This window comes from candidate division KSB1 bacterium (assembly GCA_034506395.1).
Classification (GTDB): Bacteria; Zhuqueibacterota; Zhuqueibacteria; order Thermofontimicrobiales; family Thermofontimicrobiaceae; genus Thermofontimicrobium.
On record JAPDPQ010000006.1, the window covers coordinates 135,158 to 152,081 of the forward strand.

General features: G+C 45.8%; 12 protein-coding genes and 1 tRNA gene. 6 read left to right on the plus strand and 7 right to left on the minus strand.

What is annotated here, in order from left to right; translation table 11 throughout:
- Positions 1-65 precede the first annotated feature (65 nt).
- The 3 genes from ONB37_06080 to ONB37_06090 form a co-directional block, all read right to left on the minus strand.
- Entirely contained in the window at positions 66-743 is a 678-nt protein-coding gene (locus ONB37_06080) for a response regulator transcription factor (protein MDZ7399719.1), read from the minus strand.
- 214 nt (positions 744-957) lie between these two features.
- Positions 958-1,830, minus strand: a complete 873-nt coding sequence (locus ONB37_06085; protein ID MDZ7399720.1) for a DUF362 domain-containing protein — start codon at positions 1,828-1,830, stop codon at positions 958-960.
- A 134-nt stretch (positions 1,831-1,964) separates the two neighbouring features.
- Complete coding sequence (locus tag ONB37_06090) at positions 1,965-2,792, minus strand: hypothetical protein (GenBank protein ID MDZ7399721.1); 828 nt, start codon at positions 2,790-2,792, stop codon at positions 1,965-1,967.
- Positions 2,793-3,372: 580 nt separating this feature from the next.
- Between ONB37_06090 and ONB37_06095 the strand changes: the two genes are divergently transcribed.
- Together ONB37_06095 and ONB37_06100 are read left to right on the plus strand one after the other, a co-directional pair.
- Positions 3,373-3,795, plus strand: a complete 423-nt coding sequence (locus tag ONB37_06095) for a CoA-binding protein (protein ID MDZ7399722.1) — start codon at positions 3,373-3,375, stop codon at positions 3,793-3,795.
- A 295-nt stretch (positions 3,796-4,090) separates the two neighbouring features.
- Complete coding sequence (locus ONB37_06100; protein ID MDZ7399723.1) at positions 4,091-5,050, plus strand: L-lactate dehydrogenase; 960 nt, start codon at positions 4,091-4,093, stop codon at positions 5,048-5,050.
- Between the two features lie 47 nt (positions 5,051-5,097).
- Here the strand turns inward: ONB37_06100 and ONB37_06105 are convergent, their stop codons facing one another.
- Both ONB37_06105 and ONB37_06110 read right to left on the minus strand, forming a co-directional pair.
- Complete coding sequence (locus ONB37_06105; protein ID MDZ7399724.1) at positions 5,098-7,260, minus strand: patatin-like phospholipase family protein; 2,163 nt, start codon at positions 7,258-7,260, stop codon at positions 5,098-5,100.
- Positions 7,261-7,294: 34 nt separating this feature from the next.
- The gene (locus tag ONB37_06110; protein ID MDZ7399725.1) at positions 7,295-8,884 is read right to left on the minus strand and encodes a calcineurin-like phosphoesterase family protein; all 1,590 of its coding nucleotides are present in this window, start codon (positions 8,882-8,884) and stop codon (positions 7,295-7,297) included.
- A 221-nt stretch (positions 8,885-9,105) separates the two neighbouring features.
- Here ONB37_06110 and ONB37_06115 point away from each other — a divergent pair.
- The 4 genes from ONB37_06115 to ONB37_06130 all read left to right on the plus strand — a co-directional run bounded on the left by ONB37_06115 (position 9,106) and on the right by ONB37_06130 (position 14,257).
- Positions 9,106-9,181, plus strand: a tRNA-Asn gene (locus tag ONB37_06115).
- Positions 9,182-9,344: 163 nt separating this feature from the next.
- Positions 9,345-11,003, plus strand: a complete 1,659-nt coding sequence (locus ONB37_06120) for a T9SS type A sorting domain-containing protein (GenBank protein MDZ7399726.1) — start codon at positions 9,345-9,347, stop codon at positions 11,001-11,003.
- A gap of 25 nt (positions 11,004-11,028) precedes the next feature.
- Entirely contained in the window at positions 11,029-11,943 is a 915-nt protein-coding gene (locus tag ONB37_06125) for a hypothetical protein (protein MDZ7399727.1), read from the plus strand.
- A 148-nt stretch (positions 11,944-12,091) separates the two neighbouring features.
- A complete protein-coding gene (locus ONB37_06130; protein MDZ7399728.1) occupies positions 12,092-14,257 on the plus strand; it encodes a TonB-dependent receptor in 2,166 nt (721 codons plus the stop codon).
- Positions 14,258-14,649: 392 nt separating this feature from the next.
- On the opposite strand, the gene ONB37_06135 is transcribed toward ONB37_06130, so the two are convergent.
- Together ONB37_06135 and ONB37_06140 are read right to left on the minus strand one after the other, a co-directional pair.
- The gene (locus tag ONB37_06135) at positions 14,650-15,459 is read right to left on the minus strand and encodes a hypothetical protein (GenBank protein ID MDZ7399729.1); all 810 of its coding nucleotides are present in this window, start codon (positions 15,457-15,459) and stop codon (positions 14,650-14,652) included.
- A gap of 305 nt (positions 15,460-15,764) precedes the next feature.
- Positions 15,765-16,844, minus strand: coding sequence for a sulfotransferase (locus ONB37_06140; protein ID MDZ7399730.1), 1,080 nt, complete (start codon positions 16,842-16,844; stop codon positions 15,765-15,767).
- Positions 16,845-16,924: the final 80 nt, after the last annotated feature.

The window sequence follows — 16,924 nt, forward strand, 5'->3', positions numbered from 1 at the left end:
GCCCCCTCCTCTCCTAATCCCGAACAATTTTCTCGACTCATGCTTTGCGAGCTTTTTAAGTTAATTTAATCCACCTTGATCCGATATCCGAATCCCTTCACAGTCTCCACAAAATCAGCCCATTGACCCAATTTTTGGCGCAGCCGGCGCACGTGGACATCCACGGTGCGGGGATCTCCGTAATAGTCGAATCCCCATACCTGATCCAATAGTTTATCTCGCGACAGCACCCGGCCATTGGCCTGGATGAGCGCCTTCAGCATGAGGAACTCCTTGGGCGTTAAGTCGACAAGTTGATCGTTAATTGTCACTTGATGCTTGGAAAAATTCACCACGAGATCGCCATATTGATAGACTTTATCTTCATCGCGAAGATGCCGGCGCAATAGCGCTTTTACCCGGGCGATGACCTCTTTGATCCGAAATGGCTTGGTGATATAATCATCAGCGCCTTGTTCCAGGCCATGCAGGATGTCCATCTCCTCAGACCGTGCGGTGATCATAATGATCGGCAGATTGGCAGTGGCCTCCTCATTGCGAATCGATCGCATCACTTCCATGCCACTTTTTCCTGGCAACATTAAATCAAGCAACACCAAATCTGGCGGCGAAGCAAGAATGGCCTCCACCCCTTTTTTGCCATCGTTAAAAACCTGAACATCAAAGTCCTCTTGCTTCAAATTGTAACTCAGGATCTCGCAGATATCTGAATCATCTTCGATGATAAATATTTTTGCACTCATACTTATGCAATCCATAAATTAACTTTCGTCGACCTCTTGAGCTTATCTATTGCCGCTGCATCAAAAGACTGGCGGGAAGTTCCTCGTAAGGACCATTGCTTCGATGCCTTGAAAAATTGGGAAAAGCCTGAATTGAATTAGATACCGTCATGGAAAAAGATTCCTGCATTGCAGGAATGACAATAATGCTATCATTCTGATTTTTGTAACAAGACTAAATTAAGATCCCATCATTCCAGCCAAGCTTGATGAGCTCAATCTGGTTCCAATCGCTCACCCCAACTTTATGCTTTTCGCCAGCGAGACGGATGTGCTTCGGAGTGGTTTCCAGCTCGATTTCTTGGCCGAAATGCTCCAATCTTTTCGCTTGGATCAATTTCAATCCAACAGCATCGGCCGCAACGGCATCGGTGCTGACGATTAGGCCATTGTAGCGCCATACGTACCTCTGATCGAAATGATGCGGGCCGCGACCGTGGAACTGAGGGGTGAGGGCGCATAAGATGTTCAATCGGATTTTGCCCTGAACCTGGGGCAATTTCAACAGCAATCCGAGATCGGCGCAACTATCAGGGTGATAGTCAGGCCAGCGTTCCCCAAAAGTGATCAGATTTTTAATGCAACCACCAATACCCGCCCAATAATGGGTTCGCAATGGCCGAGTGTTGATCAAGGCAGTCGCCCGCTGAAATACAGGATCGTTTCTCACCCCGCGATCATTAAATGCGATGTTCTCCGCTGCCACGCCCACATCCTGCAACCTTTGCTTGATGGCAGCTTCCAGTTCCGCCGGCGTGGGCAGAAAGCGCCACACATTGGTCTTTATGCCGACGACATCGCTCGGATCGATCAGTTTCTTCCAGCCGGCCAGTGGGTCGGTTTGCTGTGTTAATGCCATGACTGCATCATCCAGCATCTTGGCAATTATTTCTTTATTGACCTGGGAATTTTCATCAACAGCTAATTGGTGGCGCACTAGGACAACCCTGGCTTTTTTCGCCTGGTTCAATGGAATTCCCAGCGCTATTCCCATCGCCGCCGCGGCTGTCCCTCGCATGAAATCTCTGCGCGTCATTTTCTCGCTCATCTCGGTTCTCCTTCTGACCTTAATTTCAATGTACAATCCCACCGCACGTTGATCAGATTCGTCACACGACATAGAAATTGAATTGCGATTGTCTTTCTGGCGTCCGAGCACTTCCTTTCGTCTTGATCACGCCACTATTGCCCTCGTAAAGAGGTTATCACCCGCTCCAAGAGCTCATCAGCCCAGATCTGATCTGGCGCATCAAAAACGATCATCACATATCTGTCCCAGACCTTGGTCAATGTCCATTTGCCCTCTTCTGTCTGGGCGGCTGGATTGGAAATTGCTTCTGGGAGATATTCGGTCAAAAACGCGGTATGAGCTTTCTTCGCTTTTGAACGATCAGGGTAGCGGATGAGAAGCAGAAGGCTTCTGGTGGCATTGATCTGATAGGGAGCTAATATGGCATCGGTCTTCTGATCCAGTTTTAAAATATTTTCGGTGGAGAGAAAATATTGCCGATTGAGCACCTGATGGCTGTGAAAGAAGCGGATTCGATTCTTGATTAAGTTCTCTCTTGGCAAAAATTTTAACATTGGCGGTGGCTCGCCAATCTGGGGAATAGCATTTGCGACGCTCTGTGCAAGCGCCAGAACTGCCGGCCGAGCTTCCTGCTCATCGCCGATCGCCAAGATCGATACAAAATATTGGCCTTTCCAAAAGCGCAAAAGACCTCCGCCGTACTCTGAATCCTGCCCAATTCCGACATCCTCATCTTGACGCTCTGCTGAAAAGATGCCGAAAGCATCCTGGGCTGAACCCATGTTATATATTCCCAACTCGATGTCGGGAGCCCCGGATTTGCTAAATCGTCGCACTATCGCCTCCCGAAAATCATATGTTAAATACAACTCGGCACCGCCATCAATGTAATCATACAGCGTTTCTCGATCATACGCTTCATCTGGCTGCACCGCCTGCCAGCCGAGGATCTCCTTTGGGAGGGATTCGATCATATCCATTGGGATTCCTTTCGCTCCCGCCATCATAAAAGCGAAAAAAAGTATCGCTGAGTTTGTCATTTGCATTTCCTTTGGACCCGCTATCGAAAAAATGATCTCTTCTTACCCCCTCTTGTCAGTTTTACAAATCAAACAATCATAAAGCAGCGCGACTATCATTTGATCCGATACTCAATTGGGTAATTGTGCTGGATTAATTTGACCGAAATCTTTTGTTGCACTGATAAACCAATTTTGCTGAAAATTATAATCAAAAAAAATGTAAGAAGCAAGCTAAAATTTGTCCAAATCGATCGGCCAAGGCCTCTTAGTGATCGCAATCATGAGAAGCAACTTGAGTTTGTTTTGACAATTACAGCCCATAAATATCATTCCCAGTCGATCGATGTTCTTAATGCCTTGATGAAACTTTTGGTCCTTTTGGGATTTTAACAATTTCACATCAACCCAATTAGTTTATAATTCGTCCTCGCCGATCCTTTATATTGGCATCCTTCAGCGGGTCGGAGTGAGCGGTTTTCTAATCTGGCAGGGATCTATCTCATTTCAAATTAGATTCTAAACCGATAAGGGAACAGTTATGACTGATCTCGAAAAAATGATGCAATTCTGGAAAAAAAGGCATTTGGCGCTGTTTGGCTTTTCTCGAAATCCAGCCCGTGTGAGCCGTCAAGTCTATGACTTGCTGATCAGTAACGGATACCATATCTATCCCATCAATCCGAATGCTAATCAGATCGACTCCATCAAATGCTATCGCTCGTTGGATGAGATCCACCAAGAGTTGGAAGGAGCGATCATTATCACTAATCCCACTATTTCCCTCGAAGTGGTCAAGCAATGCCATCAACGAGGCATAAAAGAATTCTGGTTTCAATTAAACACCATGGACGATGCGGTCAGAGAATATTTGAATAAAAATGGGCTCAGTTATTTTTACAACTGTATTCTGATGAATCCGCACCTGTTGAGGAGCGCCAGCTCCATTCAGCGCGCTACATAGTGTTTGATTCTTTCTCTCGGAAACGCTCAAGCTTTTATCAGTTGGAGGTGATGAAATTGACCCAGATCGATTAGCTGAAATTTGAGATGAGCACGAGTTTTAAGCAGAGTTATTACGGCGCTTTGATCTTCCTCGGAAGTCTTGCTGAGCGTTCTGCTGAATGTTGATCGTGACATTTAGTTAATGATGCTACGGGTCGCCTTAAATATCGGTCATAATTTTTCTTTTGCAATGCATTTCAATTTGAGCAGGCATACCGAGCAGTGATTGGTCTAATGTACTGGCGAGGTTGATAATGGAGCAAAAATTAACATTAAAGATTTGTATCGTTGGCGCGGGACAGGTAGGATCAACTTTTGCGTACGCGCTTTTAATCAGGGGATTGGCATCGGAGATCGTATTAATTGATATCAATCGGGATCTGGCTGAAGGACAGGCACAGGATTTAAGTCATGGTCTCCCGTATGTTCATCCGACTCGGATTTATGCTGGCACTTATGCAGATTGCGCTGATGCCGATATTGTAGTTATCACCGCAGGTGCGGCTCAGAAACCAGGCGAATCCCGACTGGATTTGACCCACCGGAACGTTGAAATTTTTCGAGGCATGATCCCTGAAATCGCACAATACAACCGCCACGCCATTTTTATCATTGTCTCTAATCCAGTCGATGTGCTCACCTACGCGACGATCAAATTTTCTGGCTTTGCGCCCAACCGTGTTATCGGAACGGGAACCACATTAGACAGCGCGCGATTTCGATTTCTATTGAGCCAGCACTGCGGTGTGGACCCGCGCAATGTTCATGCTTATATCATTGGGGAGCATGGCGATAGCGAGGTACCAGTCTGGAGCCTCGTACACATCAGCGGCGTTCAACTGGATCAGTTCTGCAAGAAATGTACGCGCGGTTGTTCGATGGAGATGAAACAGCGGATTTTTGAGGAAGTTCGAACGGCTGCCTATCACCTGATCGAGAAAAAAGGAGCTACCTACCACGCCATTGGGCTGGCGACGCTAACCATGGTCGAAAGCATCGTAAGAGATCAAAAAAGTATCCTGACCATCTCAAGTTATTTGGAGAATTATCTTGGCCTCTCCGACGTTTGCCTCAGTGTGCCAACAATCGTCAGCCGCCAGGGTGTTGTGTCTCAGATCGAATTGCCATTGTCCAGCGAAGAGCTGGATGGATTGCATCGCTCTGCTCAAGTGATCAATTCAGTATTGCGGCAAGTCGCGTTAAAATCAGGGTGAGGGAACAATGAAGATCTGAGGAACGAATTCGATATCCAAATTATCGATTAAAATTTATAACCAAGGTTGAAATAGACCAGCAATCGATGCCAGCTTCCGCCCATCACCGTCAATTCGATTGGTCCGATGGGAGTAATCGCTCCAATGCTGGTTCCAAATCCAGCAATAGCGGAACGGTTAATAAGTAGATTGTTCCATCGGTCTGAGGTATTCCCAAGACTTGCTCGAAGCTGGAGAAATCGTTTTGGCATGAATTCGAATTGAACACCAGCCTGGATAGCTTGCAGATAATCCCCACTGCGTTCTTGATATTTGAGTCCATCGAAGGAATCGGCGCCGCCGAGATAGAATTTGTAGTTCAATGGGATATTTTCTCCAAACACTGCTCCGAGTTGGCATCTCAATAGCAGCGAAGCGCGACGGTGAACAGGATGAACTAATTTATAATCAAAGTGCAAACGGTTCATGTCGACATTGCTACCGGCCCTTCGATCGGCCAGCAACCCTGTAAGTTTGAGCGATTGACCGCGCGTTGGAAACACCGCATGGTTGAATGTGTCCATCCAGATGAGGCTATATAGCGAAAGCAGGCGAAAATCTCTTGAGTCGAGACCCTCGCTGCCGATTCGCGGTGTCAAATGAATATACTCTCCTCTCATCCCGAACCCTACGATTGCAATAGTTGAAAATATGCTTCCCAAGACCAATTCGCCTTTAACGGTCGTCGCCCGAATGTTTGACGTCCGCTGCTTTTGTTCATAGATGTCAAAATCCTCAATGGAATGGTTGGCGTTCGCATGAAGGCCGAAGCGTTGTCGTAGCCCAGTGTGGATAAAATATTGGATGTCGATCATGGATTGATCGCCTAACTTGAGGTCAAGGATCAGATTTGATCCATGCTCAGCCAGGTTGCGGAAAGTGGTGTTTAATATCAAAGCGGCCTTGAAATAGCTATCGTATCTCAGTCCGAATCGAAATAGATGCGTGCTTTTTTCGGTCACCCGGATCACCAAATCGTTCCCCTGGTCGCTGGGGATCAGTTTATATGTGACCCGCTCAAAAAAACGGGAGCTATACAAGCGGTCGATCGCTTCATCCAGCCCTTGGGCTGTAATCCAGCCGGGGGGTTGGAAGTTCAGTTCGGCTAAAACCAATCGCCGCGAGACATCTTTCAGGCCAGTGATCTTTAAGGTTTTGATGTAAATCGAATCCACCTGAGGGGGCAGAAACGTAATCGGTGGGTTTGGGGGGATATTCAGTGAGTCCATCAATGCCCGAATTATAGGGAGCATTGCTTCGGCAGCCACTTCTCCTCGGCGAATGATCTCTTCCGCTTTATTGAAGCTGAACATCGAGAGTTCTGAAATATCTGGCTGGATAAGAATGTGACATAGTGCCCGCTGTCGCTCCCGAGATTGTGCCTCGACGAAACTCAATGACTGGGTGATAATATCCAAAAACGATTTGATCTGATCTTCCGGGATCAAAGTAAAACTGACATCAACGCCTATAATGATGTCCGCCCCCAATCGTTTTACGTCCTCGGCTGGCAAGTTTCGCACTAATCCACCGTCTACCAAGAGGCGATCATGCAATTTCACAGGTGTGAAAACAGTAGGGATCGCCATACTCGCACGAATGGCATCTGGCAAAAAGCCGCTATCGATCGGAACCGCTTCGCCCGTTGCAATATCAGTAGCAACACAGATGAAAGGGATGGGCAATTGTCTGAAATCATTGATATGATGAGCCGACCAAGTAAGCCGAGCAAAATATTTGGAGATCTTTTGCCCAGCAATCAATCCCGATGGCAATTGGAGCCCGCGGTTGCTGATCGGAAACGATCCAATATAGCGACCATCCCAGATCTTCTCCTCCATCGCTACATAGCGTCTGGAGACTTCATCGGTTAACAGGTCTTCCCAATTGGTGCTGAGCGCGATCCGCTTCAGTTCATCAGCGCGATAGCCGATGGCATAAAGCGCCCCGACAACGCTGCCCATGCTGGTGCCAGCAATGTAATCGATCGGAAAACCAGCTTGCTCTAATACCTTCAAGACGCCGATATGCGCTAGACCTTTAGCGCCCCCTCCGCTCAGCGCTAGTCCAATTTTGGGACGATCTTTCGGTTCCTGACCATGGCTCATTCCGATCGTCCCTCCCATCAGCAAGGTTGTAAATATCGCAACCCAAACTGCGTGCCTCGCCATCGCCTGCTCCCCTTGTGATTGCCATGTCCGAAAGCTATTCAGCTACCTCAAAAATTGATGCTGCCTCAAATTCTCTTCCAAATTGATCCACGGTTTTGACAACAATTTTATGAACGCCGCGACTTAGATCCGGTGGCAATGGCGCGGTCCATATATGAGTCGAGATCTCTGGCGCAACCCATGTCGGCAAGTCAGCTTTAACCTGATGATAGATGCGCTCGTAATAAGGATCTTTTATGGCCGTTTGCTCCATCTTCTGAAATATCCCACCGTCCAATTGCCATTCGACAGTTGATTTTTCACTGCCATCAAATACATTGACCACCACTTTCCGCTGCTGGAGCTCTTGTACGCCGATTTTTCCAACGGGATCGGAAATTCGCAATTGAAAATCGATGCCAAATTTGGCTGCCTTGAAAGTCTCGTAATAACGATTTCCTTCGAAACAGATGATGTGATAGCCATTGGGCGTCCCATCCCGTTGATCTGCAATGGGAATACCTCGCTCATCCTTAGGGCCGGTCCACCATGTGCCAGATACAGCGGCGCAAATCACCTGATGCATTGGTTGCTTTCCCTGCCAACCCAATCGTTCGCCGATGAAATTGTGTTCCAAATTGTGCATGTGTCCAGCCAACGCCAGCACCCGATCTCGATCCTTTAACAATTCAAATAGCGCAGTGCGATCCACTACATTGATCGAAGCATCATCTCCATAGGAAGTATAGATCGGAATGTGCATGTTCAACACGATGAGATGATCCTTCGGCACGAATTTAAGGTCATTGCTCAGCCATCGAAGCTGCCGGTCCCCAATTTTGCCCTGGTAGCGCGAGCGACCTTCCGCATCTTTCCCTAAATATTCCACGACGTCCAGAACAATGAAATGGACCTTTCCAACATCAAATGAATAATAGGAGGGGCCGAAATGCCGCTTGAATGTCTCTAACGAATAACGATCATCTGCGGCATCATAGTTCATGTCGTGGTTGCCAGGCACATTGTAGAACGGAATTCCAATCTGAGCGACAATTTGATTGTAGCGATCATAAAGAGAGAGATCGTCAAATGTGATATCGCCGAGCGTGATACCGAATAGAGCATTCGTCCCAATTAGCTCAGCGACCACATCATCTCGGATATAATCAATTTCTTGATGATTGCGCGGTTGCGGATCAGAGAATACGATCACTTCAAAGCGATCCGGTTCATCTGTCTTGAACAGCGGGAAATCGAGCGACGCAGGAAGCTTACCCGTTGGAGCTAAACCTTTGTGCTTGAAATTAGCATCGGGTGAGCCCTTGGGTTGGTGGATATAATAAAATTGGGGCAGTTGCTTTTCATTGGTAGGAATTGTATATCCAATCGGTTTAATGATGAAAATAATTGTCTCATCATCTATCGGAAGTCTATAGCGGCCTTGGGCATCGGTTACTACCACATCCTGCTGATTGGATACCCTCACCCCTGGAAGGCCTCTTTCTCCCTTATCATATTTGAGATTTTTGTTTGCATCTTCGAACACGGTTCCAGAAATTTCTTTCCCCCTCAAATTGAGGTTTGGGAGTATCGAAACGCTCAGAATCGTCGCGGCGATCAGCAATAATTTTATTCTCAAGCTCATTTTCCCCTCCGAGTTATACATTTAAAAATTGAATTTGGCTTCGGATATTGAATTCAAGCCAATTCGTTTTGTTCCCAATACTGCCGAAAATTAACCTAAAAAAACTGTTGACATTGAGCAAAAAAATTTGTATATTGGCGGCGATTTTTTTGGACATAGTTATTCGAATGAGAGGCGGTTTTTATTTTTAACCCATCTTTATTGGCAGTTTGCCAAAAAATTCCGGCGTAGCTCAATCGGCAGAGCGGGTGGCTGTTAACCACTAGGCTGTAGGTTCGAGTCCTACCGCCGGAGCCAGGCAAAAGCAAATTAACAAATCAGGGTTCCTATTGGATCTGCAAAATGTATACATGGGCAGAAGTAAAAAGGAACCCTTTTTTTATGCCGTTCGTTTCATTAGCAGCTTTCACTCCGATAATCAGACAATATTTCTTCTTCAATTTACAAGGAGGACACCATCATGAAAACCTACTACCGATTGATCATCCTCTGCACTGTTTTGTTGTTGGCCGTTGTTGCGTCCACCGGCCAGGTGCTACAAACCAAGAATCTGCCACCCGAACGCGGCTATGAAACTGTAATCATCAAAGGCAGTTTCTTCCCAATTTTTAATAATACCCAAATCAACCAACTTTACCTCTATGCCTATTCACAGAATGAATCCGCATGGAAGCCGATCCCCTTTCAGATCGATGAGCTCGATCCAACGATCGCAGATGTTCCAGATCAATTGTTTGACGATAATGATGAACTGCTTTTTTTAGCCCAGGATCTGGGCGATAAAGTCAGCCCGGGCAATTGGATCGACGATGCGGACTCGAAATCCTATAAAAGGTATGAGATCGAAGTCGTTGACAGTCGGGATAAAACCAAGCGCGGCTGGTGCTATCTTTATCGATCTGCAACTTTGACCGAGCAAAACAAAAGCCCAATTAGATATCTGAATTACGATGCTGATGTGGATAGCGTCATCGGCAAGTACTATGTGATGGGCAATCGGCGCAATTGGTTTCCGCAAACAATACTGATCACCAGCGATGGAAAAGGAGATGGTAAGGATTTTTATGATCGAACCAAGCTGCGAATCCGTGCGATCCCGTTTCCAGGAGCAGACTTGTTCTTTGATGAAACAAAGGTTTTGATCAAATCAGCAGCTTATATCAAAGCCGGTCCCATTAGAATTCAACGTCGTGACTCCCTTAAATTCGATATCCCAAATTTTGAATACTCCGCAACATTCACTAGAAAATACTTCCCCTACTTTAGCAACTTTAGTGGCAAGGTCGAGTTGCAGGCGCAATGGCTGTTCAAAGCTTTGCGCATGTCTTATGATTTGGATCCTCGCATCAGCGGAGCAAAATTTTATAGCGGGGATAGCAGCGGGATAAAGAATCAAGACATTGTTGTAGATGGGACGAGCGATGCAAGCAAGATGAATCTCTTGCTCAAGGGAAACTCGCCAAATTGGACCATGGTAACTGGCAATTTCGGCACGCTATTGACCATCAATTCCGTCATTTTTGAGAGAGATCCGAGCGTGGCTGATCCATATTCCCAATCACTGTATTATTGGGATGACAAATCCAATAATCCTTTGCCAATGAGCCGCGACTATGATACCGGAGACAGCCTTTCTTATGGTGATCATGGTATGTTTTTCGAGAGTTACAATTTAGCTGGTGTCATCACATACAATAGCGCGACTTATTTTTTGCCAGCGAATCAAGCAACAGTTGTGGCTGAGAACATGTTCTATAATTTTAACTCACCGGTGATCCTTTATACCGAGGCCCAGCAATATGCAGCAAAAGTACTAGATCGAGATGAGGATTTTCTCCCGATTCATTTCAAGTTATTGCCGAATTATCCGAACCCGTTTAACGTAGAGACCACAATCGCATTCGAGCTGGACCGAGCGGATTGGGTAAAAGTCGAAATCTACGATGTCCATGGCAGAAAGTTGATCACGCTGACAAATGAATCCTATCAGCCTGGGGTCCATCGTTTGACCTGGAACGGTCGCGATGAGATGGATCAACCAGTCAGCTCGGGTATTTTTATATGTAAGGCAAAAAGCAGCCGAAATACTGCTTCTCAAAAAATTGCTTTGATCAAGTGATATGACAAACTGGAGCCGATCCCTTATGTGGAAACGTTCAGCCCAATTATGCACGATCCTGGTGCTAACGATCGTTTTTCTTAGATGCCAGAAGGACCATGGCTTAGAACCGGGGCCATGGATCCAGGGGAAGATCATCATTCAATCCATCGATAAAGTGGAAGAAGCCAAAAGCGGTGATATGGTAGTAGTGGTTGCTCCAGATTTCCCGCCTCAGAAATGGACCGATATCATCAAAACGCCACCGCTGTATTTCAGAAGGGACGTGGCAACGGATACGATCGAGTACATGATGCCATTGGCTTATAACACTTATGATGTTGTGGCCGTGCTTTGGAAGCCAAAGGGTGAAGAGTGGTCCTTTGAAACGATCTCCAATATTCTGGGTGTTTACACAGAGCCGAACCTGTTCAAGCCTAAATCCGTTACCATTCCCCGCGGCAGTCAATTTGTTCCCAATATCGATATCTATGCTGATTTCGGCTTTGTCCGATCTGGCGCGTTCATCAAGGGCAAGATCTCCTATATTGGGGAATTCAATCCCAATACTGCCATGATGATTTTGGCGTCCTTCCCCAATCGTCCGAGCAAGGTGTCCGATTATCTGTTCGCATTGGGCTGGGATTTGACCCTTCCAACTCGGGTAACGCCTCAAAATAACCCTTATAAGCCATATTATGAATTTAATCTGGATGTATCACCGGGCAACCATAAATATATCGCCCTGTTCTGGAAGGGTGAAAAGGGCGATCCTTATGATTTCCGCAAGATTGCGGACCTGGAAATTCCCAATATTGATCCTGTCATTCAGATTGGTACGCTGCGATACGAGGGGAAACGGATCAACAAAGGTCAGACCTTCGAATATTGGATCGACAAAGCCACTGGGGACACAACCTGGATTCATCTTGTAGCCGATTTTTCAAAGACCTATCCATGAGCTACCACGATCATAAACTTGGCTTTCCAGAGGATAACGCTCGATCGCGATGAATCATTCTTTTATCAAAGGAATCGGAGATCAGAGCTCGAATCCTAAACGCCATAAAGAGAGTGTTCGAGAATATTAACATTGGAAATTGTGCGATATGAAGACCTTGTTACTCGCTGTTACGCTATCACTATTTTCCCTTAGCTTGGCATATTCTCAAGATATTTTTGCTACCATCACGGGCAAAGTGATCGATAAAGAGACGCGTCAGCCGCTGGCGGGAGTGAATGTGATGGTGGTGGGAACCTATCTGGGCACCAGCACCAATCCAGATGGAAGCTTTGTGCTGAAGAAGATCCCCCTCACCAGTTGCACGCTTCGATTTTCAATGATCGGCTATAAGATTTTTCAGTCTTCCGAGATTGTGCTCGAGCTCGGAACCACGGTCAAAGTCCCTACAGTGGAGTTAGAGCCGACCGTTTTGGGGCTGAATCCAATAGTAGTTACTGCCAGCAAGCAACAACAAGATTTATCTGTTGTGCCTCACAGCGTTTCCGTCGTTCCAAAGATCGAATTAGTCGATCGAGTCCCGCTGCGGCTGGACAACGCGCTCGAGAGCGTACCTGGGGTGCATTTCATCGAAAATCATATCAACATTCGGGGATCATCTGGTTATACCCGAGGCGTTGGATCGCGCGTGCTCCTGGTGATCGATGAAGTCCCCATGATGCACAGCGATAATAATGAAATCAACTGGAATATCTTGCCCATATTAGATGCAGAACAGATCGAGGTCATCAAAGGGGCTGGATCGGCGCTGTATGGTTCCAACGCGCTGGGCGGAGTGGTAAATGTGATCACAAAGTCCCCAACCCGCGAGGGCCGATTGAAACTGCGAACTGTAAATGGCTATTACACGGATCCGCCATACCCGCAATGGAAATGGACCGATCGGACGCTGAATTTTTCGCGGAACGACCTAAGCTATAGCAAAAGTTTCGGTGACCTTGGGTTTCATCTCGGGCTTGGTTATCATCGATCGACTGGCTATCGCACGGACGGTGATTTCTACCGCGTCAATGCCAGTGCAAAAATCATTTACCAATTCCCCGATGCCTCAAAGCTGACCTGTTATGGCGGCTATAGCTATGAAAATCGCAGCGAATTCATCGAATGGCAAGATCAGCATAATTCGCTCATCTCCTCCCCGTTCTATAATGGTGCCAAAGTGCGCATGAACTTCTACGACACTTACGCCCTCTATCAAAAGCAGTTTGGCTCCAAATTCGGAATGAAATTTCGGGCCTCTTTCTTAAGTTCACTAATGGGCGATCAGTACAATCGAGGCACAGACTATTTCCCAGCCGAAGGGATTGGCGCTGAACTGAAAATGGATTGGTTGCCCCACCGAAGCCATAGCCTCACGTTTGGGGCAGAGTACAAACTGGATGGGGGACATACCAAGTTTATCGGCAATCATCGCGGTTTTTCAATTGCTCCTTTTATTCAGGATCAGTGGCAAATTCATAGGACTATCACCGCCACATTGGGGTTGCGGTACGACGACTATCGGGTTATCAACTCCAGCTATCGGGAGAGCCATTTGAACCCGAAATTCGGCATGAATTATAATCCGTTCGAAGGAACTAAAATTCGCTTGTCACTGGGTAGCGGATTTCGAGCCGCATCTATCACCGAAAGGTTCATCAATTTCAAATACAAGCTGTTCACCGCCGTCCCGAATGAGAAACTCAAGGCTGAGACAGTATGGTCATCGGAATTGGGGGTCCATCAGGAGATCACCAATAATTGGTGGTTCGACGCCGCCGTGTTCAATAACAACTACTACAATTATATCGAGCCGGTGGAAGAAATCTTGGACGATTTCAGCTTGCAGGTTCAATTCCAAAATGTCGTTCGGGCGAGAATCCGAGGTTTTGAAATTTCCACCAAGGGAAATTGGCTTCATAATCACCTGGGTTTTCAGGCAAATTTCACCTATATGGATGCTCAGGATTTGAGGACCCACAAACCACTGACCTATCGACCCAAAGTACTGGCTTTCGCTGTCCCATCGATCAAGATCGATCCCTTTGAATTTCAGGCAGAATATCGATACGCCAGCAGGATCGATACAGTCATGCTTTATAGTTATGACCAGCGCGTGGCTCAGAAGGTCTGGACGTTTCGTGCCTACCTTCGGCTGAATCCTTTTACTGCCATTCTCGCCATTAATAATGCAACAAATTATGCTTATGTTCAACTCGAGCGCAATCTGCGAGAGCCCAGAAATATCTCTTTGACCTTTATGTATGAGCTGTGAGCTCAGAGATAAGAGCATGTTAGATCATCAGCCGTGCGGCAGACTTTTGAGATTCGACCAACAAATGAATTCTTAGTGGGATTTATTTCAAGTGGTGCAAAAGAGAGGAAGGGCACAAAAACGAAATTTGGTCTTCGAAGATCAATTTAGATTCATTCCATAAACTGGCTGAACTCTATTTGGCATAGGATCAAGCAATAGTGATCTCTGAGCTGTCGTTACTACAAAGCAATACAAAGCCCCGTTTGATCGAGGGAGACATTTAGTATAAAAATTGAAATCCAGTTCTCAGTGAAATTTACATCACTTTGCTCAAAATTTGCCGTCCTCACGATCTGTGTTGGGAGGGGACTTTTTCTGCTCTCGCTGATCCCTTCATGAATATTCACACCCTAAAGCTGCCATAGAACGCCCAAAGACATCGCGATATCATCGAAGCCATTCTTTGTGCGATAATTTTTTTGCCAAAAGCCATATTGGGATTCAAAGATAATTTTTCCGTTTTCGACTTGTTGGCTCAAATGATCTTGAGTTAATTTCATTTCGCTCCAACCAAGTTTAGACAGCTCGAGCATGGCCGCCATCCGTGAAGTTACTTTGATTTCGAAACCGAAAACAAAAAATTGTGCCGCCCCAGAAAGGGTCAGCTCAGGACTTCGATATTTCTCCTGTCGCAATAAAACCATCGTCTTGGCATCCAATTCTTGGATCATTCCTTTGGCCTGATAATTATATACATAATATCCCAGGCCAAATCCAAAATGCAGAAATGAGTTGGCACGAACATCAATCGGCGTCTGGAAAATTAGAGTGATTTCATTAGGAAAGCCCGCTACTGAAAATTGGGTTTCTGATTCATAATGCTTCTGATTCAAATGGACTTTGCTGTAATCTATCTGATCTTTGGTAATCTCCTGATTGAAGCCATAACCCGAGGTAAATCGAATGGCAAGATTTGGGGTGAAAAAATAATAGAAATTGGCTTTAATATCCAACGGCAATAAATCGGGTGAGCTTGCTATCACCTGCTGATCGAAATTGGTCAAACTGAGGGTTACTTTTTGAAATAAACCACTGCCGATCTGGAAGCCGAAATTCTTTCGAGATAGCTCGATCTTCTTTTCTGATTGATCCTGGGCCAAAAGCGGAATCGAGATGATAGCCAGCAAAAGCAAGTGAACAACGCTTGCCAGTCTTCGCATGAAATCCTCCATGCAATTGTTTCAATCCGTTCAATGAGAAAAATTATCGAAAAAATATAATGATAAAAATTGAAAAAAACAAGGAAGATTTCGGTGTTTTCAATTGCACCTGAACGAAGACCTTTAAATTTGAATTAAAAAGATCATTCCAAACGAAGTGCGGAATCTGGTTACGTTTCAGCTTGTTTGAGCCCGGATTTTTTCCTGCAATGGAAATGGCAAAAAGATGATTTTTCGTTCAAATATTAAATAGAAATCGACCAAGCTTGGACATCAAACACCGAAAAGGATGATTAAGGGAGGCATCAAATTTCATATCCCCAAGCATCGAAACAGAATCGCCAGTCATGGATGATTTTTTCGCGCAGATGGCTGTTGAGCGAAGGATGGACATTTTTCTTATACCCGCATATCGAATCGACGTAAGCTTGCAGCTTAGGTTTGAGCGCATCAAACCCTGGCAAATTAAGTCGCTGATAAATGGTGGCGATCGTTGCGACAATATTGGATTCAAACTCTTCAAAGCAAACTTCCGCATAATTGTTCTGTGGGATGAGGTGGAGCTGATCGAAGAATGCCTGATACATCATTTTGTAGCGCCTTATTATCCCGTCATTGATGCTATTCAGGTTTGGCCGTTGCAGATAAGACCCGGGCACAGCAGTATCGTAGAGCTTGCGAGTGGACAAAAAGACTGTATAAGGATTGCGGTGAATATGAATAAATTTCGCATCGGGGAAGAGTTCCAAAAGCAGCTTAATGCGCCCGGTATGGGATGGGGACTTGAAAATGATCGGCCGATGATATTTTATTGTGAGCTTTTTACATAAAAAAAGCAACGAGGATTTCCATTTTTTGATTGTATCCTGGGATGAGTCCTGAAAAGTTAAGTCTCGATCATAGTATTGTTCGCGACGAGGAAAGGGCCATGCTAAAAGTGGCGAGCGCAAGCTGAGGATAGCCAGGGCAAATTCATCTTCGGCTGGACTATCAAATTTGACCTCCATATTGTCCATGGGACGCTTTATCGCTGGGACAGCCGCCATTTTAGGCGCAATAAGGGGTTCTAAGTACAAAAAGGCGTGCGGATTGTAGACCTCGAACAAATTAGGATAGCAAAATTGGGGGTCTTGACACATTAAATTATGAAGGAGCGTCGTTCCACTTCGCCAATGGCCCAAAATAAACAACGGTGGTGCATCCAGTTTAGCCTGTTGAAGCGCTGCACCAAATAGTGTGAGTTCTCTGCGACGATGAAGCGAATTGAACAAGCTTCTGACCGTGAGCATTGCAGCTTTGTGCAAATAGGGCAAGTCGATCCGAAAGTTGTTCTCTTTCAATAACCTTAACCAATCTCCCGCTGTAATCCCAATGATGCTTTCCATAAAATCTCCATTTTTTTATAGAAATAGTTCAGTCATTGGCAGGGCGAAGCTGAAATAGCTCTGCTTTTTTGCGCTTTGGC

Coding starts and splice junctions, on each gene's coding strand:
- ONB37_06080 (MDZ7399719.1), bottom strand. CDS start 743: ATGAGTGCAAAAATATTTATCATCGAAGATGATTCAGATATCTGCGAG.
- ONB37_06085 (MDZ7399720.1), bottom strand. CDS start 1,830: ATGAGCGAGAAAATGACGCGCAGAGATTTCATGCGAGGGACAGCCGCG.
- ONB37_06090 (MDZ7399721.1), bottom strand. CDS start 2,792: ATGGATATGATCGAATCCCTCCCAAAGGAGATCCTCGGCTGGCAGGCG.
- ONB37_06095 (MDZ7399722.1), top strand. CDS start 3,373: ATGACTGATCTCGAAAAAATGATGCAATTCTGGAAAAAAAGGCATTTG.
- ONB37_06100 (MDZ7399723.1), top strand. CDS start 4,091: ATGGAGCAAAAATTAACATTAAAGATTTGTATCGTTGGCGCGGGACAG.
- ONB37_06105 (MDZ7399724.1), bottom strand. CDS start 7,260: ATGGCGAGGCACGCAGTTTGGGTTGCGATATTTACAACCTTGCTGATG.
- ONB37_06110 (MDZ7399725.1), bottom strand. CDS start 8,884: ATGAGCTTGAGAATAAAATTATTGCTGATCGCCGCGACGATTCTGAGC.
- ONB37_06120 (MDZ7399726.1), top strand. CDS start 9,345: ATGAAAACCTACTACCGATTGATCATCCTCTGCACTGTTTTGTTGTTG.
- ONB37_06125 (MDZ7399727.1), top strand. CDS start 11,029: ATGTGGAAACGTTCAGCCCAATTATGCACGATCCTGGTGCTAACGATC.
- ONB37_06130 (MDZ7399728.1), top strand. CDS start 12,092: ATGAAGACCTTGTTACTCGCTGTTACGCTATCACTATTTTCCCTTAGC.
- ONB37_06135 (MDZ7399729.1), bottom strand. CDS start 15,459: ATGCGAAGACTGGCAAGCGTTGTTCACTTGCTTTTGCTGGCTATCATC.
- ONB37_06140 (MDZ7399730.1), bottom strand. CDS start 16,844: ATGGAAAGCATCATTGGGATTACAGCGGGAGATTGGTTAAGGTTATTG.